Source organism: Streptomyces sp. NPDC045968 (assembly GCF_056430475.1).
Genome location: NZ_JBWKLF010000001.1, coordinates 224,932 through 245,915 on the forward strand (window position 1 = coordinate 224,932; position 20,984 = coordinate 245,915).

Annotated in this window: 19 protein-coding genes and 1 tRNA gene; 8 read left to right on the forward strand and 12 right to left on the reverse strand. The window is 73.0% G+C overall.

The genetic code is table 11. The annotated features are described in order from the left end of the window. Positions 1-14 precede the first annotated feature (14 nt). Positions 15-917, reverse strand: a complete 903-nt coding sequence (gene ehuB / locus AC07FA_RS00950; RefSeq protein WP_479072554.1) for an ectoine/hydroxyectoine ABC transporter substrate-binding protein EhuB — start codon at positions 915-917, stop codon at positions 15-17. Between the two features lie 196 nt (positions 918-1,113). Next, positions 1,114-2,097 carry a D-2-hydroxyacid dehydrogenase gene (locus tag AC07FA_RS00955; protein WP_479072555.1) on the reverse strand — a complete coding sequence of 328 codons (984 nt, stop codon included), beginning with the start codon at positions 2,095-2,097 and terminating at the stop codon, positions 1,114-1,116. Between the two features lie 191 nt (positions 2,098-2,288). Between AC07FA_RS00955 and AC07FA_RS00960 the strand changes: the two genes are divergently transcribed. Both AC07FA_RS00960 and AC07FA_RS00965 read left to right on the forward strand, forming a co-directional pair. Then, positions 2,289-3,053 (forward strand): maleate cis-trans isomerase family protein, encoded by a 765-nt coding sequence (locus AC07FA_RS00960; RefSeq protein WP_479072556.1) that lies wholly within the window; start codon positions 2,289-2,291, stop codon positions 3,051-3,053. Between the two features lie 61 nt (positions 3,054-3,114). After that, positions 3,115-4,209 (forward strand): LLM class flavin-dependent oxidoreductase, encoded by a 1,095-nt coding sequence (locus AC07FA_RS00965; protein WP_479072557.1) that lies wholly within the window; start codon positions 3,115-3,117, stop codon positions 4,207-4,209. Positions 4,210-4,249: 40 nt separating this feature from the next. Here the strand turns inward: AC07FA_RS00965 and AC07FA_RS00970 are convergent, their stop codons facing one another. Continuing rightward, on the reverse strand, positions 4,250-6,124 hold the full coding sequence (locus AC07FA_RS00970) for a putative bifunctional diguanylate cyclase/phosphodiesterase (RefSeq protein WP_479072558.1): 1,875 nt from the start codon (positions 6,122-6,124) through the stop codon (positions 4,250-4,252). 384 nt (positions 6,125-6,508) lie between these two features. Between AC07FA_RS00970 and AC07FA_RS00975 the strand changes: the two genes are divergently transcribed. Next, complete coding sequence (locus tag AC07FA_RS00975; protein ID WP_479072559.1) at positions 6,509-7,744, forward strand: M6 family metalloprotease domain-containing protein; 1,236 nt, start codon at positions 6,509-6,511, stop codon at positions 7,742-7,744. Positions 7,745-7,790: 46 nt separating this feature from the next. Here the strand turns inward: AC07FA_RS00975 and AC07FA_RS00980 are convergent. From AC07FA_RS00980 to AC07FA_RS01010, 7 genes are all read right to left on the reverse strand, one after another. Continuing rightward, positions 7,791-7,864: transfer RNA gene (locus AC07FA_RS00980), tRNA-Lys, on the reverse strand. Beyond that, positions 7,855-8,538 carry a hypothetical protein gene (locus AC07FA_RS00985; protein WP_479072560.1) on the reverse strand — a complete coding sequence of 228 codons (684 nt, stop codon included), beginning with the start codon at positions 8,536-8,538 and terminating at the stop codon, positions 7,855-7,857. The genes AC07FA_RS00980 and AC07FA_RS00985 overlap by 10 nt, the downstream gene beginning before the upstream one ends. Before the next feature lie 140 nt (positions 8,539-8,678). Then, positions 8,679-9,020, reverse strand: coding sequence for a hypothetical protein (locus AC07FA_RS00990; protein ID WP_479072561.1), 342 nt, complete (start codon positions 9,018-9,020; stop codon positions 8,679-8,681). A 106-nt stretch (positions 9,021-9,126) separates the two neighbouring features. Continuing rightward, entirely contained in the window at positions 9,127-10,470 is a 1,344-nt protein-coding gene (locus AC07FA_RS00995) for an AAA domain-containing protein (RefSeq protein ID WP_479072562.1), read from the reverse strand. Next, positions 10,467-12,086 carry a hypothetical protein gene (locus AC07FA_RS01000; RefSeq protein ID WP_479072563.1) on the reverse strand — a complete coding sequence of 540 codons (1,620 nt, stop codon included), beginning with the start codon at positions 12,084-12,086 and terminating at the stop codon, positions 10,467-10,469. Before AC07FA_RS01000 ends, AC07FA_RS00995 begins: the two co-directional genes overlap by 4 nt. Then, entirely contained in the window at positions 12,077-13,240 is a 1,164-nt protein-coding gene (locus AC07FA_RS01005; RefSeq protein WP_479072564.1) for a hypothetical protein, read from the reverse strand. Before AC07FA_RS01005 ends, AC07FA_RS01000 begins: the two co-directional genes overlap by 10 nt. Then, the gene (locus AC07FA_RS01010; protein ID WP_479072565.1) at positions 13,149-14,081 is read right to left on the reverse strand and encodes a phosphatase PAP2 family protein; all 933 of its coding nucleotides are present in this window, start codon (positions 14,079-14,081) and stop codon (positions 13,149-13,151) included. The genes AC07FA_RS01005 and AC07FA_RS01010 overlap by 92 nt, the downstream gene beginning before the upstream one ends. Positions 14,082-14,408: 327 nt before the next feature. On the opposite strand from AC07FA_RS01010, the gene AC07FA_RS01015 reads away from it, so the two are divergent. Continuing rightward, complete coding sequence (locus tag AC07FA_RS01015; protein ID WP_479072566.1) at positions 14,409-15,005, forward strand: histidine phosphatase family protein; 597 nt, start codon at positions 14,409-14,411, stop codon at positions 15,003-15,005. Between the two features lie 94 nt (positions 15,006-15,099). Here AC07FA_RS01015 and AC07FA_RS01020 read toward each other — a convergent pair whose 3' ends face one another. Further along, entirely contained in the window at positions 15,100-16,524 is a 1,425-nt protein-coding gene (locus AC07FA_RS01020) for a tetratricopeptide repeat protein (protein WP_479072567.1), read from the reverse strand. A gap of 240 nt (positions 16,525-16,764) precedes the next feature. Here AC07FA_RS01020 and AC07FA_RS01025 point away from each other — a divergent pair, with 240 nt between their 5' ends. Both AC07FA_RS01025 and AC07FA_RS01030 read left to right on the forward strand, forming a co-directional pair. Further along, complete coding sequence (locus AC07FA_RS01025) at positions 16,765-17,226, forward strand: hypothetical protein (protein WP_479072568.1); 462 nt, start codon at positions 16,765-16,767, stop codon at positions 17,224-17,226. An 83-nt stretch (positions 17,227-17,309) separates the two neighbouring features. Next, the gene (locus AC07FA_RS01030; RefSeq protein WP_479072569.1) at positions 17,310-18,200 is read left to right on the forward strand and encodes a spermidine synthase; all 891 of its coding nucleotides are present in this window, start codon (positions 17,310-17,312) and stop codon (positions 18,198-18,200) included. Between the two features lie 3 nt (positions 18,201-18,203). Here the strand turns inward: AC07FA_RS01030 and AC07FA_RS01035 are convergent, their stop codons facing one another. Next, on the reverse strand, positions 18,204-18,755 hold the full coding sequence (locus AC07FA_RS01035; protein ID WP_479072570.1) for a hypothetical protein: 552 nt from the start codon (positions 18,753-18,755) through the stop codon (positions 18,204-18,206). Positions 18,756-18,844: 89 nt separating this feature from the next. Between AC07FA_RS01035 and AC07FA_RS01040 the strand changes: the two genes are divergently transcribed. Both AC07FA_RS01040 and AC07FA_RS01045 read left to right on the forward strand, forming a co-directional pair. Further along, complete coding sequence (locus AC07FA_RS01040) at positions 18,845-19,534, forward strand: response regulator transcription factor (protein ID WP_479072571.1); 690 nt, start codon at positions 18,845-18,847, stop codon at positions 19,532-19,534. After that, positions 19,531-20,976, forward strand: coding sequence for a sensor histidine kinase (locus tag AC07FA_RS01045; protein WP_479072572.1), 1,446 nt, complete (start codon positions 19,531-19,533; stop codon positions 20,974-20,976). The genes AC07FA_RS01040 and AC07FA_RS01045 overlap by 4 nt, the downstream gene beginning before the upstream one ends. Positions 20,977-20,984: the final 8 nt, after the last annotated feature.

Genomic DNA, 20,984 nt, shown 5'->3' on the forward strand with positions numbered 1-20,984 from the left:
GTGGTCCGCCCCCGTCAGCCCTTGCACAGATCGGCGGTCTTCAGCGTGGCCGGCGGGATCTCCGTGGCCCCGAAGCCGTACGGCTCCAGCAGGCTCACGTAGCGCGAGCGGTCCGAGACGATCTTCTTCAGTTCGCGGTTGAAGGAGTCCCGCAGATCCTCGTTGCCCTGGCGGAACACCGCGCCGCCCGGGGAGAACTGCTTCTTCCCGTCCAGCTCCGGCAGGAACGCCTCGGTGACCTCGGTGGCCGGATTCGTCTTCGCGAGCCAGCGCAGCGAGATGCCGGTGAGCAGGAAGGCGTCGATGCGCCCGCCCTTGACGGCGTCGGCGCCGTCCTGCGGCTTCTGCAAAGTCTTGATCTTGTCCTCGGCGATGCCCGCGCCCTTGGCGTACGAGCCCTCGACGGCGCCCGACATCACGCCGACGGTGACTCCGGCGGCCTTGGCGGAGGCCAGGTCGGTGATCTTCTTCGGGTTGCCCTTCTTCACCATCAGCGCGGTGGGGGAGATGAACTCCGGCTCGGAGAAAAGGGCGTTGGCGCAGCGCTCGGGGGTGATCGCCATGCCCGCGCTGACCACGTCGTACTTGCCTGCCTGGAGTCCGGGAATCAGGCCGTCCCATTCGGAGAGGGTGGGCTTCAGCTCGTCGACACCGAGCGCCTTGAATATCTCGCGGTGCAGCGTGGGCGCCTCGCCCTTGAGGTCCTTGCCCTCCAGATAGCCGTACGGGGCCTCGTTGGCGTACGCGACCCGTACGAAGCCCTGCTTGCGGAGCTTGTCGAGGGCGCCTTCGCCTTCCACCGCCCCGGAGCCGGTCTTGCTGCACGCGGAGAGCAGGCCGGGCACGACGAGCGATCCCCCCACGGCTGCCGATCGGTTGAGGAAACCCCGGCGGGACAGATTCGGGAAGTCAGCCATGGTTCGCAATCTCCTGGGGGGTCGGACAGTCCGGACAGGGTGAGCGCCTGCCCGATCCCGTACGTCTATGCAGGGCACTGCGGCATGTAACCCAATGGTGGCCGGAGGGTGACCTTTCCGTGCCCTGGGGCGGGCGGAGTGCGACCGGGGGTGTGCGGGGCGTATTCCCCGGCGGCTTCGGCGATATGACGGAACGTCAGGAGGGCCGGACCTGACCGGCTCGGCCGGTGCGGTCCGGGGACGGGACGTACCCCAGTTCCTTGTCCACCACGTTCGGCAGCGGCAGCCCGGCGGCCCACTGCTCGTACATCTCCACGAACTGCTCGCCCAGCCGGTCGCGCCAGCCGGCCGAGTCGCCGCTCATGTGGGGCGAGACCACCAGACCCGGCACGTCCCACAGGGGGCTCTCAGGTCCGAGCGGCTCCTCCTGGAACACGTCGAGTGCGGCGCCCGCGATCCAGCGCTTGTGCAGGGCGTCCGCCAGATCCTCCTCGACGACCATGGGGCCGCGGCCCACGTTGACGAACACGGCCGAGGGCTGGAGCAGACCGAAGAACCGGGCGTCGAACATCCCGCGCGTCGACTCCGTCAGCGGCGCCGCGCAGACCACCCAGTCGGCGCGGGCGGCCAGCCGGTCCAGGTCCTCGATGCCGTGGATGGTGCGCCGGGCGGTCCGCGCCACCAGTGCCACCCGCACCCCGAGGCCGTGCAGCAGCCGGGTGATCTCCCGGCCGATGGGGCCCGCGCCGACGACCACCGCACGGGTGCCGGAGAGCTGCCTGACCTCGCGGTGGCGCCAGTGGTGGAGCCGCTGGAGCTCCAGCGTGCCCGGCAGGTCCTTCGCGAAGGCGAGCACCAGGCCCGCGACGTACTCGGCGATCGGCAGCTCGAAGATCCCCCGCGCGTTGGTCAGCACCGTGTCGGACGCGGCGAGTTCGGGGCACAGCAGCCGGTCCACCCCCGCGCTGGCCGTATGCACCCAGCGAGGGCGGGGCCCCTCGCCCGGCCAGGCCCCGCGCACCGCGTCCGAGGTGAAGTCCCACACCAGCAGGGCGTCCGCGGAGGGGAGGTGCGCGGCCAGGCCGTCTTCGTCGGTGTATCGCACACGGACCCGGCCGGTCAGCCGGCCGAGGCGCGGCGACGGTTCGGTGTCCAGGACGAGGAGGACGGGCTCTGGCATCACCCACCACGCTCGCACCGGAAACCCGCCGCGTCAACGGAGCCACCCGGTCACGCTCGGTGCGGCCTACGTGGTGCGGGCATCCGGGGAATACTTGTCAGTGGCGAGGGCAGCGGTGACGGGGTCACGCGCTCGGCGGACGCCGGGCCGCTCGCCTCGCCCGGCGCTCCGGACCCACAGGAAGGGCGGACATGACGACCATCGGACTTCTCTACCCGGGCCACTCCGCGGAGGACGACTTCCAGCGGATCGAGATCACGCTCGACAGCGACATCAGACTGCCGCTCTTCCACACCGACATCGGCGAGGACACCCACCGCGTCGAGGCCCTCCGCGAGATGGGCTCCCCCGAGCGGCTCGCGGCGGGCGTGGAGGATCTGCGTCTGGCGGGCGCCGAAGCACTCGTCTGGGCCTGCACCGGTGGAAGCTTCGCGTACGGCTGGGAGGGCGCCCACGAGCAGATCGCGACCCTGGCCAGGGCGGCCGGCCTGCCGGCGTCCAGTACCTCCTTCGCCTTCGCGCACGCGGTACGGGAGGTGGGGGCGGCCCGGGTCGCCGTCGCCGCGACCTACCCGGAGGACGTCGCCGTGCTCTTCGCCCGCTTCCTGGAGGCCGCGGGCATCGAGGTGGTCGCCACCCGGGGGAGCGGCATCATCACCGCCGCCGAGGTGGGCGCCTGGGACGCCCGGCTCGTGAAGGAGCTGGCCGTCGCCGGGGACCATCCGGACGCCGACGCGGTGCTGCTCCCGCACACGGCCCTGCACACCGCGGCGTACGTCACCGAGCTGGAGGAACTCCTCGGCAAGCCGGTCCTCACGGCGAACCAGGTGACGGTCTGGGAGGGGCTGCGGCTGGTGGACCGCCGCATCTACGAGCCGGCGCTGGGCGCCCTCTTCGCGACCCGCGAACCGCCCCCCGGCGTGACCGAACCCCGGGGGATCGAGGTGCGGGAATAAACGGAGCCATCCTCCTGTTGGCATCTTCCGTTACGTACGCATCACCGGGAGAGGCCGAAACGTGGACGAGATCCGAGGCGACCAGATTCGCGGCACCGCAGGCGGAACGGCCCCCGTGCCCCTGTCCGTGCTGGACCTGGTGACCGTGGGACAGGGCCGCACCGCGACCCAGGCGCTGCGCACCAGCGTGGAGATCGCCAAGCTCACCGAGCGCCGCGGCTTCCACCGCTTCTGGGTCGCCGAGCACCACTCCATGCCGGGCGTCGCCTCCTCGTCCCCGGCCGTGATCCTCGCCCACCTCGCCGCGCACACCGAGCGCATCCGGCTCGGCTCGGGCGGCGTCATGCTGCCCAACCACGCGCCGCTCGTGATCGCCGAGCAGTTCGGCACGCTGGAGGCCATGGCTCCCGGACGCGTCGACCTGGGCCTGGGCCGCGCGCCCGGCACGGACGGCGCGACCGCCGCGGCCCTGCGCCGCAGTGAGCGCCTCAACGAGGGGGCCGACGACTTCCCGCAGCAGCTGGCCGAGCTGATCCGGTTCCTGGACGACGACTTCCCGGACGGCCATCCGTACGCCAGGATCCACGCCGTACCCGGCCCGGTGCAGGCCACCGCGCCCGGTGGTGTGCAGTCCGCGGCCCGTCCGCCGGTCTGGCTGCTCGGTTCCTCGGGCTTCAGCGCCCGGCTGGCCGGTGTGCTCGGCCTGCCGTTCGCCTTCGCGCACCACTTCTCGGCGCAGAACACCGTTCCGGCGCTCGACCTGTACCGGGAGTCGTTCAAGCCGTCCGCGGTGCTGGACGCCCCGTACGCCGTGATCGGCGTCTCGGCGCTCGCCGCCGACGAGGAGCGCGAGGCCCGCCGCCAGGTGCTGACCGGCGCCCTGTCGATGGTCCGCCTGCGCACCGGACGCCCGGGGCTGATCCCCAGCCCGGAGGAGGCGGCCGCGTACACCTTCGCTCCCATGGAGCGGGAGTTCGTCGACGGCTGGCTCTCCAACGTCATCCACGGCACCGCGGACGAGGTCCGTACCGGCCTGGACGACCTGGCCAAGCGGACGGGGGCGGACGAGCTGATGATCACGGCCAACGCGCACGGCGGGGACGCGAGGCTGCGCAGCTACGAGCTGATCGCGGACGCGTACGGTCTGCCTTCCTGAACGCTTTGTCCTCAAGCGCCGGACGGGCTTGAAGGTGTCCTCAAGCGCCGGACAGGCTCGGGTTTTCAAGCCCGTCCGGCTCGCGATGCCTCGCGCCGATCAGTTCGGCGATGCGTTCCGGGGCCACCGCGCGTGAGTACAGCCACCCCTGCCCCGTGTCGCAGCCGATCCTCCGCAGCCGTTCGGCCTGGCCCGCCGTCTCCACGCACTCCGCGGTGACGGTGAGGCCCAGCCGGTGCGCCAGCTGCACCATCGCCTCCACGATCGTCTCGTCCGCCGGGCTGGGGTGCGCGCCGTCCTCGTAACGGAAGCCGCGTACGAAGGAGCCGTCCAGCTTCAGCACGGAGACGGGCAGCCGGCTCAGATAGGCGAGGTTGGAGTAACCGGTGCCGAAGTCGTCGATGGCGATCCGCACACCCATGTCGCTGAGCGCCTGGAGCGCCCGCAGCGGGCGGCCGGCGGAGCCCATCACGGCGGACTCCGTCAGCTCCAGTTGCAGCAGCCCGGCGTCGAGACCCGTCTCGGCGAGGATCTCCGCCACATCGGCGACCAGGTCGGAGTCCCAGACCTGTCGTACGGCCACGTTGACGCTGATGAACAGGGGCGGCTCGTCCGGGTGGTCGAGCTGCCAGCGGCGGGCCTGGCGGCACGCGGTACGCAGCACCCACCGGCCGAGCTGGACGATCGTGCCGTCCTCCTCGGCGATCGCGACGAACCGATTCGGCGCCAGCAGGCCGAACTGCGGGTGATTCCACCGCACCAGGGCCTCCACGCCCCGTACGGCGCCGTCGGCCATGCACACCAGCGGCTGGTACTCCAGCGTGAACTCGCCCCGCTCGACGGCGGGCCGGAGCGTGGAGGAGAGCGCCTGCCGGGTCATGCGGTGGGCGTTGCGCTCGGGGTCGAAGAGCGTCCAGCGGGCCTTGCCGTCCTCCTTCGCCCAGTACAGCGTCGTGTCCGCGGCCTGCATCAGACCGGTGGGCGACGTGCCCGCGGCGGCCCGCTCGACGACTCCGATCGAGGCCGAGACGGAGAGCCGCCGCCCGGCGAGGTCGAAGGGCTGCTGGAGCGAGAGGAGCACCGCGTTCGCGAGCTCCGTGAGCTGAGGTGTGCCGGTGGAGTCCTCGACCAGGATGGCGAACTCGTCGCCGCCGAGCCGCGCCACGAGATGGCTGCCGCTGCGGTCGGAGCCGTCGCGCTCGGCGCAGTCGGTGAGCCGTCCCGCGACGGCGGCCAGCAGCCGGTCGCCGATGCGGTGCCCCATGGTGTCGTTGACCGCCTTGAAGCCGTCCAGATCCAGGTAGCAGAGCCCGATCCGGCCGTGCGGGGGCATCGAGTCGTCCTGGAACGGCGGTGTGTCCAGGGCCGCCGAGAGCCGTTCGAAGAACAGGGTCCGGTTGGGCAGCCGGGTCACCGGGTCGTGCATCTGGAGGTGGCGCAGCCGCTTCTGGAGCTCGCGCCGGTCGCTGATGTCCGCGACCGACAGCAGCACGCCGCCGGCGGGGGTGGACGAGGCGTCCATCGGTGCGACGGTGATCTCCGCCCAGAGGGAGCGCCCGTCGGGGTGCTTCAGCCTGCGGGTGCAGCGGAAGCGGGAGCGGCGGCCGTGCAGCACCTCGCGGTACGCGTGCCAGGTGCGGTTGTCCGACGCGAGGTCGACGAGGTCGGCGGCCGGCTGTTCGGCCAGGGCTGCGGCATCGGTGCCGAGCAGTCCGGCCAGGGCGTCGTTCGCGGTGATGATCTGGCCCTCGTGGTCGAGGACGGCCATGGCGAGAACGGCGACCTGGAAGGCGGCCCGGTAATCGCGCAGCTCGGAAGGGCTCGCTCCGGTCGCATGACGCTCCGTGACCGGTGGTCGCACGGTGCCGTGGGCTCTGCCTGCCGGGGGCTCCGGCCCTTCGGAGGTTCCGCTCACCGCTTGCTCCCGCTGTGAAGATGGTCGTGAACAGGTGTGGTCGGACAGGCCACCGTGTGGGGCGCCGTTCCAGGGACGGTATCCACGCGGGAAAGCGTGGTGAAGCATAGAGGGTGGTGAGTCGGCCGTTCCAGCTCGCCGGGCGGTCCCGCCTCTCTGTACCCGCATGGCCTTGGATCCGGGCTTCAATCCGCTTTGCCCGTTACTGGTCCTTTCTGTGCGGTTCTGTGATCTTGCTTTGCCGGATTGATCGATTGTGACTGTCCGTGAAGCGGCTTGCGGTCCGAGTGTGTCTGACCCGAGTGGGGCAGCCCAACAGGACGTACGGCCCCGGACCGGCACAGGGTGGGTGGGGAGTCCCGTGTTTCCCACCCGGAGGTAGATGTGCCGCGACAGCGCAGACCCGGGGGAGTGGAGAGACCGAGTCCGCGTGGCCTGGCAGCCGCGCTGACCTCTCTCATGGCGCTCGTCGCCACTTCCCTCGTCGCGGGCCCCGCCGTGGCCACCACGCGTGACGCGGGCCCGTGCGCCCTGCCCAGGACCGGGGCCCACCACTCGCTCGGCCTCGACACCTGGAACGGCGCCTACCCCCGCCCCGACCGCGGACTCGACGCGGTCATGATCTTCCTCTCGTTCCCCGACTCCGAGCCCACGGTCACCCCGGCCGTGCTCACCGCCGACTACTTCCCCTCCACCACCCGCTTCTTCGAGCGCGCCTCGTACGGGAAGTTCACCCTGCGCCCGCACCCCCAGCAGCGGTGGACCGAGATGCCGCACTCCTCCACCTGGTACGGCATAGAGCGCGACTGGGACTCGGGGCGGCGCAGCGCGTATCTGCGCGACGCGATCGACGCGGCCGACGAGGCGGTCGACTTCTCGGCGTACGACATCGTCTATCTGGTCGCCGACCCCGACGCCCCCGGAGTCGACTCCGACGCCACCAAGGTCGTCAACTTCGACCGGCCGCTGCGGGCCGACGGCGCGGACATCAGGCGCGTCGTCACCCTCTTCGAGCAGCACCCGCCGGACCGCAACGTCCTCGCGCACGAGACCGGGCACGTCTTCGACCTGGCGGACCTCTACCACCGGCCCACGGACGGCAAGGGCGACTGGGACACCTATGTCGGTGACTGGGACGTCATGGGCAGCCAGTTCGGGCTGGCGCCCGAGCTCTTCGGCTGGCACAAGTGGAAGCTCGGCTGGCTCGACACCCGCCAGGTCCGGTGTGTGCAGGGCAGCGCCGACCTCACCCTGGAACCCGTCGCCGCCGCGCCCGGCGGATACACCGGGACTCGGCTCGCGGTGATCAGGACCGGCGAGGACAGCGCCCTGGCCATCGAGGCGCGCAGCGCCACCGGCAACGACGCGGCGACCTGCACCGAAGGCGTACTGATCTACCGGATTCGCAACGAGACCCCGTCCGGCGGCGGCCCGGTCGAGGTCCTGGACACCCATCCCGGCACCGACGCCTGCTGGGACCGGTCCGTCTACCCGCCGCTCGCGGACGCCCCGCTGGCCGAGGGCGAGACGTACACCGTGCCCGGCGAGCGCACCAGGATCGAGGTCGCGGACCGTACGCCCTCCGGATCCTGGACCATCCGGATCACGACCGGCACCTGAACACGAAGAAGCCCCCTCGCGAGAGCGAGGGGGCTTCTTCCGTCTGTGCGCCGTCAGGGACTCGAACCCCGGACCCGCTGATTAAGAGTCAGCTGCTCTAACCAACTGAGCTAACGGCGCCTGGTGACGTCGTAGACATTAGCACCCGGATCGGCAGGAGGAAAAATCGAATACGTGGCGGCCTGGGAGGGCTGTGACCTGCCCACCCGCACGCAGGCCCACAGGAGCACGTCGGGGCCGGGGAGCCACGGGTCACGGGTGTCGGGGGCGACCACCCAGCGGGGTCCGGAACCCTCGGAACCGCCGGCCAGGGGCGGCACGGTCACCGCGTCGCCGGTGCCGTGACAGAGCAGGGGAGGCACGGCCGCCCGGTGCGCCCCGGGCTGGCCGGGGCCGCCGGTGCCCCACTCCTCCCAGTCCAGCAGGGACGGCAGCCGCTGGGCCGTACCGGGGGCGGCGAACAAAAGCATCCGGCCCCGGTGCGTGGCGACCGGGCCGGAGCCGGGCCCCTCGGACCAGAGCTGCTCCAGCATCCGCCGGCCGAACAGCGCCGGCACGTTCACCACGTCGAAGACGGACCCGCACGGCAGGACGCCGGGGGAGCCCGGATGCGCCTGCCACTGGGAGAGCGTGCTGCGCGGATAGGCCGAGGCGCCGGCGAGCCAGGCGGCCCCCGCGGCGGTCACCGCGGCGGCCTGTTGCCGGGGCTGGTCCCGCAGCAGAGCGAAGATGTCGACGTTGCGGTGGGAGGCCCCTGCGGGGAGGGTCGTTTCGTCCTTCAGCCAAGCGCTCATGCACGCAGGTCTACAGGGAGTGACGGTACTGATTCCGAGAGTTGCGGGAAACGGGGACAGGGCAGGCCCTGGAGGAGTATCTTGCGCGCGGGCATATGCCAGCGGCGGTACCCGGGGTCAGGGCGAAACCGCCGGTCCGGTCAGGGTCCGGCTTCCTTGAGCAGCGACCTGCCGAACTCGATCATCTTCTTGGCATAGTCCTCGGTCCACTCCGCGCGCTGCGCGACATCGGCCGCTGTCAGCCGGTCGAAGCGGCGCGGATCGGCGAGCTGGGCGGCGGCCACCGCCTGGAATTCGACGGCCCGGTCGGCCGCGGCCCGGAAGGCGTGCGTCAGCTCCGTCGCACGGGCCAGCAGCTCCTGCGGGTCGTCCATCGCGTCGAGCTCGAAGAAGTGCTCGGGGTCGGCCGCCGCCTCCGACGGCTCGAAGAGCAGCGGTGCGGGTCGCATCCGCTGCCGCTCGTTCCGCTCGGGTTGTGCCATGGGGTGTTCCTCCTTCGTACGGCCGGATGGCCACCCTCCATTGTCCAGCCCCGCGCAAGAGGGCCGACGGGCGTCCTGGGCGGACGCCCTCCGGATCCTGTCCGGATCAAGGCCGCCAGCGCACCCGGTGTTCCGCGAGATGGGCCAGCACCGAGTGGTTCGCGTCCCAGCCGTCCGGGAATTTGACCGTGACACCCAGCTGGACCGGCTCGGTCGACGGGTGCTCGTCCAGCAGGTCCGCGACGCCCTCCCGGCACACCACGACGCAGGCATGGCGATGGCGGGAGGCCAGCACGCACAGGCGGCCCGTCTCCAGATGGAAGGCCGTGGCGTCCGGGCGGCCGGACAGGGGGTGCAGGACCACCGTCACGTCGAACTCCCGGCCCTGCAGCCGGTTCGCCGTGTCCACGGCCACGCCCGTGACCCCCAGCTCGGCCAGCGCGGCCCGGACCGCGGCGGCCTGGTCGCGGTGGGCCGTGCCGACGGCCACCCGGTCCGCGGTCACCGGGACCGGGTCCGGGGAGCGCTCGCTCGTCGCCGCGCCGCCCCGGTCCAGCAGCCGGCGGACGATCAGGGCCACCGCCCGGACCGCCTCCGGGTCGGTGCGCGGGGTGTGCCGTGCCGGGAGCTCCAGCAGGCCCCAGCCGGACTCCGCCGCCTCGTCCAGCACCCGGTCGGGACCCGATCCGTCCGACGGCACACCGAACGCCAGGCGCCGCTCCCCGTGTTCCGTACCGCTGCGGAACGGCGTGTACGGGTAGAAGGCGTCCGAGACGAGCGGCGCCGCGGACGCCGGGAGCCGCCAGGACACGGGCAGCCGGTGCTGCGGCAGCTCCGGGTTGTGGGCGAGCAGCGTGGTGACCGCGCTCGCCGACGGGTCGTACGACAGCCCCGCCCACTGATCGGCGCCGACGATCGAGAACGGGTCCAGCTGACCGGGGTCACCGACGAAAAGGGCCCGCTCGAAGAGTCCCGCGACGGCCAGCAGCGCGTCCGAACGCATCTGGTACGCCTCGTCGACGATCGCGTGCCCCCACGGCTCCACGTTCTTCACATGGGCCCACTTGGCGGCCGTGGAGATCACGATGTCGAGCCCGGCGAGATCCGCCGCCTTCGCCGACTTCCGTACGTGCTCCAGACCGTCCAGCACCGTGTCGTACGGATCGGAGTCGTTGCTGTGCAGACGGCCCACCGGCAGGCCGGGGGCCTTCTCCGCCAGCCGGACGACCAGGTCGTCCACCTGGGCGTTGGTCTGCGCGATCACCATCAACGGCTGTCCCGCAGCCGCCAGTTCGAGTGCGGCGCGCACCACCAGGGTCGACTTCCCGGCGCCCGGCGGCGAGTCCACCACGACGCCGCGCGAGGTGCCGCGCAGGGTGTCGTGGAGGATCGCGTCGGTCGCCCGCGTCGCCGCGGCGCCCGGGTCGAACGTGGCCTTCTCCGAGGTCACAGCAGGTCCTCCGCGGTCACGGGGTCGGGCTGTTCGGCCCGTTCGGCGGCGGCGCCGGGCGGGCCGCCGTGAGTCCAGGGGGTCTCCTCCGGATCCGGCAGCTTCGGGCCGCCGCGAGGGTCGTGCTCGAACAGCGTCCAGACGATCCGGTCGCCCGGCTCGGGGACCGAACCCGGCGCGGGTTCCTTGCTCCGGCCCATCCGGTCGGTGATCCGCAGCACCAGCAGGAGACCGCCCTCATCGGACGGCGCCCCGGCCTCCGCCTCCCGGACGAACTCCGCGGTCTGGGGCTTGCCGTCCAGGGAGCGGTACACCTTCGTCCGCTCACCGAGGTGCGGGTGCTCGTCCGTACGGACGGTGACCAGGGGGCGGGGCGAGGGCCGCTTCGACTCGCTGTACGCCATCTCCACCTCCGTCACCTCCCCGACGAACGCCTCGCCGGACAGCCGGCGCCCCGCGAGCACCAGCGGATCGTCCAGTGCCTCCTGCGCGTCGAGCTGGGCCTGCGCGGCCTCCCGGGAGGCCAGCTTCCGGGCGGCCGTCACCGCGTCGTCCCGGCGCGGCTGCGGGGGCTCGCCGGCCCGCACCCGGTCCCGGTGGCCCGTGAACGACCAGCGGTCCCGCGTCCAGCGGTCCTCGGCCCTGGCCCCCTCGGGCAGTTCGCCCAGCAGGTCGAGGCCTCGCCACACGGCGTCCCAGGCAGGCAGCATGACCTTCGCCAGCAAGGACCTGATCTCCCGCTCGGCGCTCGTCAGTCCGGCCAGGCGGGCGTCCGCGTCCAGTCCGTCCTCCGCGGCCGCCAGCGCCGTGCGCGCCCGGTCGTACGCCTCGATCGCGGGCGCCAGCAGCCGGTTGTCGAACGCCGGGTCCGTGGCCGGCCCGGCAGGCGGGCAGAGCAACTGGCCCTCCCGGTCCCGCTCCAGCTCCGCGCGCAGGGCGGCATCGGCGCCCGAGCAGCCGTCCGGAGGGGCGATCCAGGCCAGCAGCGCGCCGAGATGCTGGTCCTCCAGGCTGCTCTGGCCGGTCGCCCAGTGCCGGTTCAGCAGATCGGTCGTGGCGAGCAGCAGGGAGGAGCCCGGCACTCTGGCCCGCTCCGCGTAGTGCGTCAGCCAGCGGCCGAGCAGCGGGACCCGGGCGGGCGCCGGATACGGGGTGTCCGGGTCGTCCTCCGCCGTCCGCCGGAAGCGCATCGAGCGCCCCAGGAGGCGTACGAAATCGATGCCCGCCCGGCTCGGCACGATCAACTGGGCGGCCTCCGTGCACAGTTCGACCTCGACCTTGACCTTCTTCCCGGTCTCGGGATCGGTCTCGCTGCGTTCGGCCGGCTCCACCACGTCGGCGTACGACTCGATGTACGGCAGCACCGCCTCGGCCAGCTCGGCGAGGAACGCGAACCGCAGATCGCGGTCGCGCGGCTGGGCCACGGCCAGCAGACGGGGCGCCTCCCGGTCCGTGCCCACCAGGGCCCCGAGCGGAGCGCCCGCCTCACCGGCGGTGGTGAGCGGCACCAGCACGAGCGGGCGGCCGGTGAGATGGCGGTGGCGGACGGTGGCCAGCGGCTGGGCCCGCCCGCTCTCCACCGCTTCCAGCCGGGCCAGGGTGTTGATCAGTGACATACCGCCCGGCCTTCCAGGGCTTCCGCGCGCAGCGCGGCGGCGCGGCGCAGCGCGGCGACCGTCGGGTCGTCCGGGTCGCCCTCCTTGCCCGCCGCGGCGGCCAGCACCTCACCGACCGTCGTGAGTCCGCCGAGCTCGCCCCTGACGCTCCGTCCCAGCGTCTCCACGGCGCCCTCGGCCCGGGACTTCCCCCGGCAGTGGAAGGCCAGTTCGCACGCTGCGAGACACTCCGGGGCGTAGGCCGCGCCGACCGCGTCGACGGCCTGACCGAGCTCCCGCGGGGAGCACCCCGGGTCGAAGGTGGTGCCCTCGGGCAGGGTCGCGGCGATGTCCTCGATGCGCGTCAGCCTGGTCAGCTGGCGGCGCGTGACCGCCCGCTGCTTCCGGACGTCGACGACGGACGCGGTCGGCAGGTTGGAGAAGTCCTTCGGGCAGACCAGCAGCACCCGGTGCCCGACCTGGGCGCCCTCGGTCATCGCGGCGATCCGTTCGAGCGCCAGGACGTAGACGGCGGACTGCCGGGCCGCGGCGCCGACCTTGGCCGCGTCGGCCGAGCTGTCGATCATGGGGAACGATTTGATCTCCACGACCGTCCAGGTGCCGTCGGGGTGCACCACCACGGCGTCCGGTTCCAGATAGGCGGGCGAGCCCGCCACCTCCAGGGCCAGCATCGGATGGTCGAGCAGGGCCCAGCCGCCCGCCGCCGTCGCCTCCCGCAGCGCCAGCGCCGTCCTGGCGGCACGGCCCTCGGGTCCGGCGGCCGTCAGATCCGGCACCCGCGCCTCGTGCGGTGCCTCGCAGCCGCCGCCGAGCCGCTCGTACAGCAGGCGCAGCAGTTCCGTGCCGCCGTCGGCCTTCACCTTCGCCTCGAACGCGTTGCCCCGCATGAACGCGAACTGCGACTGGCCGAAGGCGGCGGGGGAGCCGAGCGCCGTGGCCAGCACGGCCTTGTTCACCCCCGCGGCGTCCAGCAGGGCGCGCCGCTTGCAGCCGGGGTTGGCGGCGAGGGCGGCCAGCGCGCGTGCGTCGAGCGGGTGCGGTGCGACGGACGGGCCGCGCAGCTCAGCGAGCCGCTGCCGCAGCGTCGTCGCCGGCGGGAACGCCGGTGTCGGTGGAGTCTGCGGAGGAGGTCCGCTGGCCGGGTATTCGCTCACCCGCGGAAGTCTTGCATCCGGCACTGACATCCGGGGCCTTACCGGTGTCCACGGCCCCGCGCACGGGGGTGGGGCCGGCCAGGAACCGGTGCTTCACACGGTCCGCGAGGCGGATCACCGGCCTGGTCAGCAGGGCTCCGGCCGCCATCACGGCGACGCCCGCCACGGCGTCCAGGAAGTAGTGGTTCGCGGTGCCCATCACCACGAGCGTGGTCAGCAGGGGATAGGCGATGCCGAGGGCCCGTACGAGAGGGTGGCGGCCGTGCCGCCACAGCAGGATGCCGCACCAGACGGACCAGCCGACGTGCAGGCTCGGCATCGCCGCGTACTGGTTGGTCATCCCGCCGAGCCCGCGCGGCGCGCTCGCCTCGGTGCCCCACCAGCCGTACGCGCTGTACTGGGCCATCGTGTCGACGAAGCCGTGCCGGGCGTCGAGCAGCCGGGGCGGGCAGGTCGGCATCAGCGTGAAGCCGATCAGACCGAGGAGTGTGGAGGTCATCAGCCAGGTGCGGGCCGCCCGGTAGGCGGCCTTCCGGCGGCGGAACAGCCAGATGAGGACGGCCGGGGTGATGAGGTAGTGCAGCGAGGCGTACGCGAAGTCGGCGGGTATCCCGAGCGCCGGGTTCGCGGTCAGCAGGCGGTTCAGGGGGTGCTCGGCGTTGAGGAAGAGCGACTGTTCCAGGCGGAGGATGGCGAGCCCGTGGTCGACGGCGGTCGACACGTCGCCGCGGACCAGCAGCCGTCCTGCCGAGTACAGCGCGTACACCACCGCGATCAGTGGCAGCTCCGTCCACCAGCGGGGGCGGTGGCCGGGTGCGGGCGCGGTGGTGGCGTGCTGCATCCGGTAGCTCTCCCCATGTTCATGCTGCCGTCGAATGGCATTCAACCGTACGGCGGTCGTCGGCCGGGGTTTCCCAGGGGGTCCCGGTTCCCGGCACCGCGCTCGCGGGCGCGGGCCCGGGCGGCGGGCCCTGGCCGGGACCGTGCTGGATGGGACGCCGTTACGGCCCCGGGGGTTGCCTCCCGGGCACGTGAGAGATGATGGAGCGGGAGGAATCGGCCGCGCCCCCGACGGGGTCCGGGACCGGTTGCCGTCCGCGTCGCTGTATCGGACATCGCCGTCCGGGACCTATCGGATCGTGAGATCCCAGTTCCAGGGAGAGCTTCCATGGCACCGCGCATCCTGCTCGCCCGGCACGGCCAGACCCAGTGGTCGGTGCGGGGCAATCACACGGGCAGGACGGATATTCCACTGCTGGACTCCGGCCGCGAGGGCGCCAAGCTGCTCGGCGAGCGCCTGCACCGCGAGCCGTGGGCGGGCCTGCCGGGGGTCGAGGTCAGGACCAGCCCGCTCGTCCGGGCCGCCGAGACCTGCGCGATCGCAGGCTTCGGGGAGCGGGCGGAGCCGTGGGACGCGCTGATGGAGTGGGACTACGGGGCGTACGAGGGGCTGACGCCCGCCCAGATCAGGGCGGACCGGCCGGACTGGCTGATCTGGCGGGACGGTGTGCCGGAGGGCGAGACGACGTCGGAGCTGTCCGCCCGCGCGGACGAGATCGTGGACTGGGCGAGGTCGGCGGACCGTGACGTCCTGGTCTTCGCCCATGGCCACATTCTGCGGGCGCTGGGGGCGCGGTGGCTGGGGGAGGACGTGTCGTTCGGCGCACGCATCCGGCTCGACCCGACGTCACTGTCGGTGCTCGGCTGGGCGTACGGCCTGCCTGCGGTGGAGCGCTGGAACGATACGGGGCACCTGGACCGGTAACGGTCCTCCGGGCTGCGCGCCGCCTCCGTGGACCCGGGTTCCGTCCTCGGACGCCGCACGGGCCGGGGGTGGGGTGGCCGGGGCTGGGGCCGGATCACGTCCGCCCGGCGTTCGAGGACGGAACCGTCGGAACCGTCGGCCCCGGAGCCGGCCGCCGGCCCGCCGCTTCGTGGCGGTCCACGAAGTCCCTGACCGCAGGCGACGCGTTCTGCGCCCGCAGTACCCCCACCGCGCTCGCCAGCATCGCCCGGATGCGCGAGGACTGGACCCGGTCCAGCAGGTCCAGCACCCCGTGGCCCGCCGTCGCCGCCTCGTCCGCGATCCCGGCCCGTGCCAGATCCCCGGTCAGCTGCGCCCGGTACAGCGCCAGGTTCCGCGTGAAGTGCGGGTCCTGGAGCCGCGTCGCCCGCCGTGCGTGCCGCGCCGCCCGCGGCCAGTCGCCCAGCGCCGACCAGCACTGGGCCTGGAGCATCTCCAGTTCCGCTTCCCGGAAGAACGTCATCCACTCCGGGTCCGCCGCCGACGCCCCGCGCTCGAACGCCGCGTGTGCCCGGCCGATCGCCCGGTCGCACCCGGTGCGGTCACCGAGCCCCGCCCTGCCCCCCGCCTCCCGCAGGGCCAGCAGTGCCAGCAGCCGTGCCGAGCCGAGCGGCCGGGCGGCCCGCTGGCCGGCCTCCGCCGCGCGCACGGCCTCGCGCGGCCGTCCCGTATCCCTGGCCAGGAACGACGCGTTGCAGAAGGCATGGGCTTCCAGCGCCGCGTCCCCCGCAAGCCGCGCCGTCGCCAGTGCCTCCGCGTAGTGGGAGCGGGCGTCCTCGAAGCGGCCCGAGTCATGGGCCAGCCAGCCCACCGAGATGGCCAGCTCCCCGGCGCCCGCGTGCAGCCGGTCCGCCGTGACGCGGCGCGTGGCCGTCCCCGCGTCGAGCAGGGCGTACGCGGCCCGCAGCGGCTGCGAGGCCCGCCGGTAGAGGCCGTCGCCCCCGTGCCGGTCGTCCAGCAGCCGGATCTGCCGCACCGCCTTCTCGACGGCGATCACTTCGGCCTCGCCCACCCGGCGCTGTGCGGGCAGGCTGGCCAGGGCGGCAGCGGCGGAGGCGCCGCCGAGGCCCAGGGACGCGGCCGCCACGGTGGCGGTCCCGCTGGTCATGAACATGCGACGCAGCACGTCGCTCTCCTCGTCGATGTCGCTGTGGAGCGTAGGGGGCGGTGAAGTGGCGGGGTGTGCGGAGGGGTCCGCGGCCGAGGCGCGCGCCCCGCGGCCGCGCACGGTCTCGCGGGCCGAGAAGCCCAGGTCCGTGAGGCCGGTCCCGGGGAACATGTGCAGGAAGACCCGTTCGTAGGCGTAGTTGGGGCAGCGGATCTCGCCGGACTCCACGCGGCCGATGTACCGGGCATCGCAGGCGACCTGTTCGCCGATCTCCCGCGCGGCCCGGCGGACCGCCGCCGCGAACTCCCCCGCGGAGCGCTGTCCGCGCAGTCGGCGGAAGGCGAGGTTGGGAACTGGCCGTGTCGACACCATGGCTGGGCCCTCTCCGGTGCAGCCGGGCGCTGGTTCTGTTGTCCCGGCGGAGCAAGAACGTACCTGCTGTGACGAGACGCACACGGAGTGTTTGCCTACAAAGCAGGCATCTCGCCCGTGATCCGCCATGAACTGCCATCCTTTGCGGCGGCGTGGTGCCGTAGCCCTTGACGCCATGAGCGCGTTGGTCCATGTGGAGACGGAGTCTGGCTCCGTTCGGCGATGAGAGGAGGGGTTCCCTTGCTGCACCTCGGCACGGAGACCGGCTCACGGACGACCGCGGCGCACCCCATGACCGCACCACCCGCCGCACCCGCACCCGCGTCCACACCCGCACCCCCCGCCCACGGCGGCGAACCGTGCGACCTCGTCACGGTCCCGGCCCGCCAAGGACTGGAGGCCGTCGACATCCTGCGCCGCGGAGCCGACCAGGAGGCCGTGGGCCCGGTCCTCCACGACGGCGCCTGCGACACCCTCGGCTTCCTGGTCCCGCCGGGCACCGCCGATGCCTGGGACGTCCCCGGCAGCGCCTGTACGCGGACGAACGGCCGCGGGCTCCGTATCCCCGCCGAGCCCCCCGTCCTCGGCAGCGGCTGGCTCCTGCCGCCCGCCGCCGACGCGCCGGTCACCGACCCGGCCGTGCTCAGGGAGGCCCTGGATCAGGCGGCCCGGCTGATCGAGGCGGCCGACAACTGCCAGTGAGCCCATAATGGCCGGACGGCCGGAACTCCCGGCGCCGCCGGTGAAGTGCCGGCCCCGGAACGTATGAGCAAGGGCGAGCAAGCGTGGCACGTCGAGGAGCGTCGGCAGGAGGCGCGAGCGCCCGGAAGCGGTCCGACCGCAAGCGGGAGCCCCTCGTCGCGGAGGTGGACGGCGGTCGCGCCGAGCTCGTCCCCGACCGCGAGCGGCCGCGCGGCTGGACGCTGCTGCTGGACGGCGCCCCGCAGTCGCATGTGGACCTCGACGATCCCGCGTACCTGTCCTTCGAGTACCAGCGCAGGATCGGCCACATGATCGATCTCGCCGCGCCCGCGCAGCAGCCCCTCCAGGTGGTGCACCTGGGCGGCGGGGCGTTCACGCTGGCGCGTTACGTCGCCGCGACCCGCCCCCGCTCCACCCAGCAGATCGTCGAGGCCGACGCGGCGCTCGTCCAGCTGGTGCGCCGCGAGCTGCCGTTGGACCCCCAGGCCCGGATACGCGTCCGGTCCACCGACGCCCGCGCCGGGCTCGGCAGAATGCAGGACGGCTGGGCCGACCTCGTCATCGCGGACGTCTTCAGCGGAGCCCGTACCCCCGCGCACCTCACCTCCACCGAATTCCTCGCCGAGGTGCGCCGCGTCCTGAAGCCCGGCGGACAGTACGTCGCCAACCTCGCCGACGGGCCGCCGCTGACCCACCTCCGCGGCCAGATCGCCACCGCCGCCACCCGCTTCCCCGAGCTGGCGCTCGCCGCCGATCCGACCGTGTGGCGCGGCCGACGCTTCGGCAACGCCGTGCTGCTCGCCTCGGACCTGCCGCTCGCCGTCGCCGAGCTCACCCGCCGCGTCGCGACCGATCCGCACCCCGGCCGCGTGGAACACGGGCGGGCGCTCGCGGACTTCACCGGCGGCGCGGCCGCCGTGACGGACGAGGACGCCAAGCCGTCCCCGGCGCCGCCGCCCTCCGCGTTCGGGTAGCCGCTACGGGCCGACGATCTGCACCTGTGGCGGATGGTCGTTCCAGGTGCAGAACACGGAGTACGTCGCTCCGGTCTCGTCGGCGAAATTGACCCTGATCCAGGTCGTGTTCGTCCACACCTGCATCGACCAGCCCGGCTCCGGAGTCGCCGACACCAGCTTCGCGGAGCTGCTGCCCAGCTCGAACACGGCCCGCCCGCCGTCCGTGCGGTAACTCTTCACCTCGCCCGAGGCGGCCGACGCGCTCGGCGTCCGCACAGGTGCCGGGCTGCTCGGCGGTGTTCGGGAAGGCGTACGGGACGGCGTGCGCGTGGCCGGAGGCGTGGTGCTGGGGCTCGCCGATGGCGAGGAAGGGGCCGGTGCCGCGCGGTGCGTGGACGAGGACACCGGCTCCTGCGTGCTCTGTCCGGTACGGGCGCCCACGGCGAGCGGCACCGCGCGCGGCGGGTCGTAGGCGGTCCCCGCCATCACCGTGTGCACGCCCCACCACGACAACGTGACCGCCGCCCCGGTGGCGAGCGACCACGCGATCGCGTGTACGAGTCCTCGTTGCATCCGGCACATCCTGCACCACTCGGGCCTCCGCTGTCCCGGAGAGGACCGGCCCGGCACCCGGCGCGGCCGGATGGCGTACGGTGCCGCCCATGGCAAGTGTGCTCGTGGTCGAGGACGACCAGTTCGTACGTTCCGCCCTCATCCGGCACCTGAGCGAGGCATCCCACACCGTGCGGAGTGTCGGCACCGCGCTCGAAGCGCTGCGCGAGGTCGCGCATTTCGGCTTCGACGTGGTCATCCTCGACCTGGGACTGCCCGACCTCGACGGTGGCGAGGCGCTGAAGATGCTCCGGTCCATCACCGACGTACCCGTGATCATCGCCACGGCGCGGGACGACGAGGCCGAGATCGTACGGCTCCTCAACGACGGCGCCGACGACTACCTGACCAAGCCGTTCTCGGTCGAACACCTCTCGGCGCGGATGGCGGCCGTGCTGCGCCGTTCGCGCGCGGCCGGCAGCGAGGCGCCGCCGCCCCGGGTCATCCAGGTCGGCGGGCTCTCCATAGACCCGCTGCGCCGCCAGGCCGAACTGGACGGGGCCACGCTCGATCTGACCCGCCGCGAATTCGACCTCCTGACCTTCCTCGCCGGCCGCCCCGGCGTCGTCGTCGCCCGCAGGGAGCTGCTCGCGGAGGTCTGGCAGCAGTCCTACGGCGACGACCAGACCATCGACGTCCATCTGTCGTGGCTGCGCCGCAAACTGGGCGAGACCGCCGCCAGGCCGCGCTATCTGCACACCCTGCGCGGGGTCGGCGTGAAGCTGGAACCGCCCGCATGAGATGGGCCCTCGTCAAGGTCTGTCTGGCCGTCACGGCCATGGTCGTCATCGCCTTCGCGGTCCCGCTCGGACTCGTCATCAAGGAGATGGCCCGCGACCGGGCCTTCTCCGACGCCGAGCGGCAGGCGGCCACCATCGGGCCGACCCTGTCCATCACCACCGACCGCAAGGAACTGACCCGGGCCGTCCTGTCCACCGAACCGGGTGACGAGGGGCGGCTCGCCGTCCATGTCCCCGCCGCCGCGGAACCGGACCGGCGGGCGCTGGAGATCGGCAGCCGCCGGGCCACCCGCAAGGACCTGGAGACCGTACGGAAGTCGGGGCGCGCCGCCATCGCCGAGGTCACCGGCGGCTCCGTGCTGCTCCAGCCGACGGCGCTGGGTTCCGGGGACATCGCGGTGGTCGAGGTGTTCGTGCCCGAGGGGGAGGTCTCCAACGGGGTCGCCACCGCCTGGCTCGTGCTGGCGGGTGTCGGCGTCGCGCTGATCGTCGGCTCGGTCGCGGTCGCCGACCGGCTCGGCGTACGGATGGTGGAGCCCGCCCAGCGGCTCGCGGGCGCCGCCCACGACCTGGGCGAGGGCAGGCTGGGCACGCGGGTCCCGGAAGAGGGGCCGACCGAACTGCGCTCGGCCGCCGTGGCGTTCAACTCGATGGCCGACCAGGTCGTCCAGCTCCTCGCCAACGAACGCGAACTGGCCGCCGACCTCTCGCACCGGCTGCGCACCCCGCTCACCGTGCTCCGCCTCAACGCGGCCTCGCTGGGCGAGGGGCCGGCCGCCGAACAGACCCGGGCCGCCGTCGAGCAGCTGGAGCACGAGGTCGACACGATCATCCGCACCGCTCGCGAACAGCGCCCCCAGACGCAGGGCGGCCCGCAGGCGGGTGCGAACGCGGGCTGCGACGCGTCTGAGGTGATCCGGGAGCGGATGGGCTTCTGGTCGGCGCTCGCCGAGGACGAGGGGCGCACGGTGCGTCTCGCGGGAGTGGACCGCACGGTACGGATCCCGGTCGCCCGGCCCGAACTGGCGGCGGCACTCGACGCGTTGCTCGGCAACGTCTTCCGGCACACCCCGGAGGGAACCGCGTTCTCCGTCGACGTGCACCACAGCGGTGACGCGGTCATCGTGCTGGTCTCCGACGCGGGCCCCGGCATCGCCGACCCCCGTGCGGCGCTGACCCGGGGTTCCAGCGGACGGGGCGGAGCGGCGGGCTCGACCGGCCTCGGGCTCGACATCGTCCGCCGGGTCGCGGAGTCCACCGGAGGCGATCTGCGGATCGGCCGGTCGGTGCTCGGCGGCACGGAGGTAAGGATCTGGATCGGGCTCGACGGCGGCCGGCCCGAGCGGGGCCGGCGCGGACACCGGGTGGGGCGGCAGCGACGTGGAGTGCTGCGCCGGAACGCAGAGTTCCGCCGTGGCTCCGGTGCGGGCACCCAGCATTAACCGGCGCC

What these genes read in the sequence shown, in the direction of transcription:
- ehuB (WP_479072554.1), bottom strand. Translation starts at nt 917, where the DNA reads ATGGCTGACTTCCCGAATCTGTCCCGCCGGGGTTTCCTCAACCGATCG.
- AC07FA_RS00955 (WP_479072555.1), bottom strand. Translation starts at nt 2,097, where the DNA reads ATGCCAGAGCCCGTCCTCCTCGTCCTGGACACCGAACCGTCGCCGCGC.
- AC07FA_RS00960 (WP_479072556.1), top strand. Translation starts at nt 2,289, where the DNA reads ATGACGACCATCGGACTTCTCTACCCGGGCCACTCCGCGGAGGACGAC.
- AC07FA_RS00985 (WP_479072560.1), bottom strand. Translation starts at nt 8,538, where the DNA reads ATGAGCGCTTGGCTGAAGGACGAAACGACCCTCCCCGCAGGGGCCTCC.
- AC07FA_RS00990 (WP_479072561.1), bottom strand. Translation starts at nt 9,020, where the DNA reads ATGGCACAACCCGAGCGGAACGAGCGGCAGCGGATGCGACCCGCACCG.
- AC07FA_RS01000 (WP_479072563.1), bottom strand. Translation starts at nt 12,086, where the DNA reads ATGTCACTGATCAACACCCTGGCCCGGCTGGAAGCGGTGGAGAGCGGG.
- AC07FA_RS01010 (WP_479072565.1), bottom strand. Translation starts at nt 14,081, where the DNA reads ATGCAGCACGCCACCACCGCGCCCGCACCCGGCCACCGCCCCCGCTGG.
- AC07FA_RS01015 (WP_479072566.1), top strand. Translation starts at nt 14,409, where the DNA reads ATGGCACCGCGCATCCTGCTCGCCCGGCACGGCCAGACCCAGTGGTCG.
- AC07FA_RS01020 (WP_479072567.1), bottom strand. Translation starts at nt 16,524, where the DNA reads ATGGTGTCGACACGGCCAGTTCCCAACCTCGCCTTCCGCCGACTGCGC.
- AC07FA_RS01035 (WP_479072570.1), bottom strand. Translation starts at nt 18,755, where the DNA reads ATGCAACGAGGACTCGTACACGCGATCGCGTGGTCGCTCGCCACCGGG.
- AC07FA_RS01040 (WP_479072571.1), top strand. Translation starts at nt 18,845, where the DNA reads ATGGCAAGTGTGCTCGTGGTCGAGGACGACCAGTTCGTACGTTCCGCC.
- AC07FA_RS01045 (WP_479072572.1), top strand. Translation starts at nt 19,531, where the DNA reads ATGAGATGGGCCCTCGTCAAGGTCTGTCTGGCCGTCACGGCCATGGTC.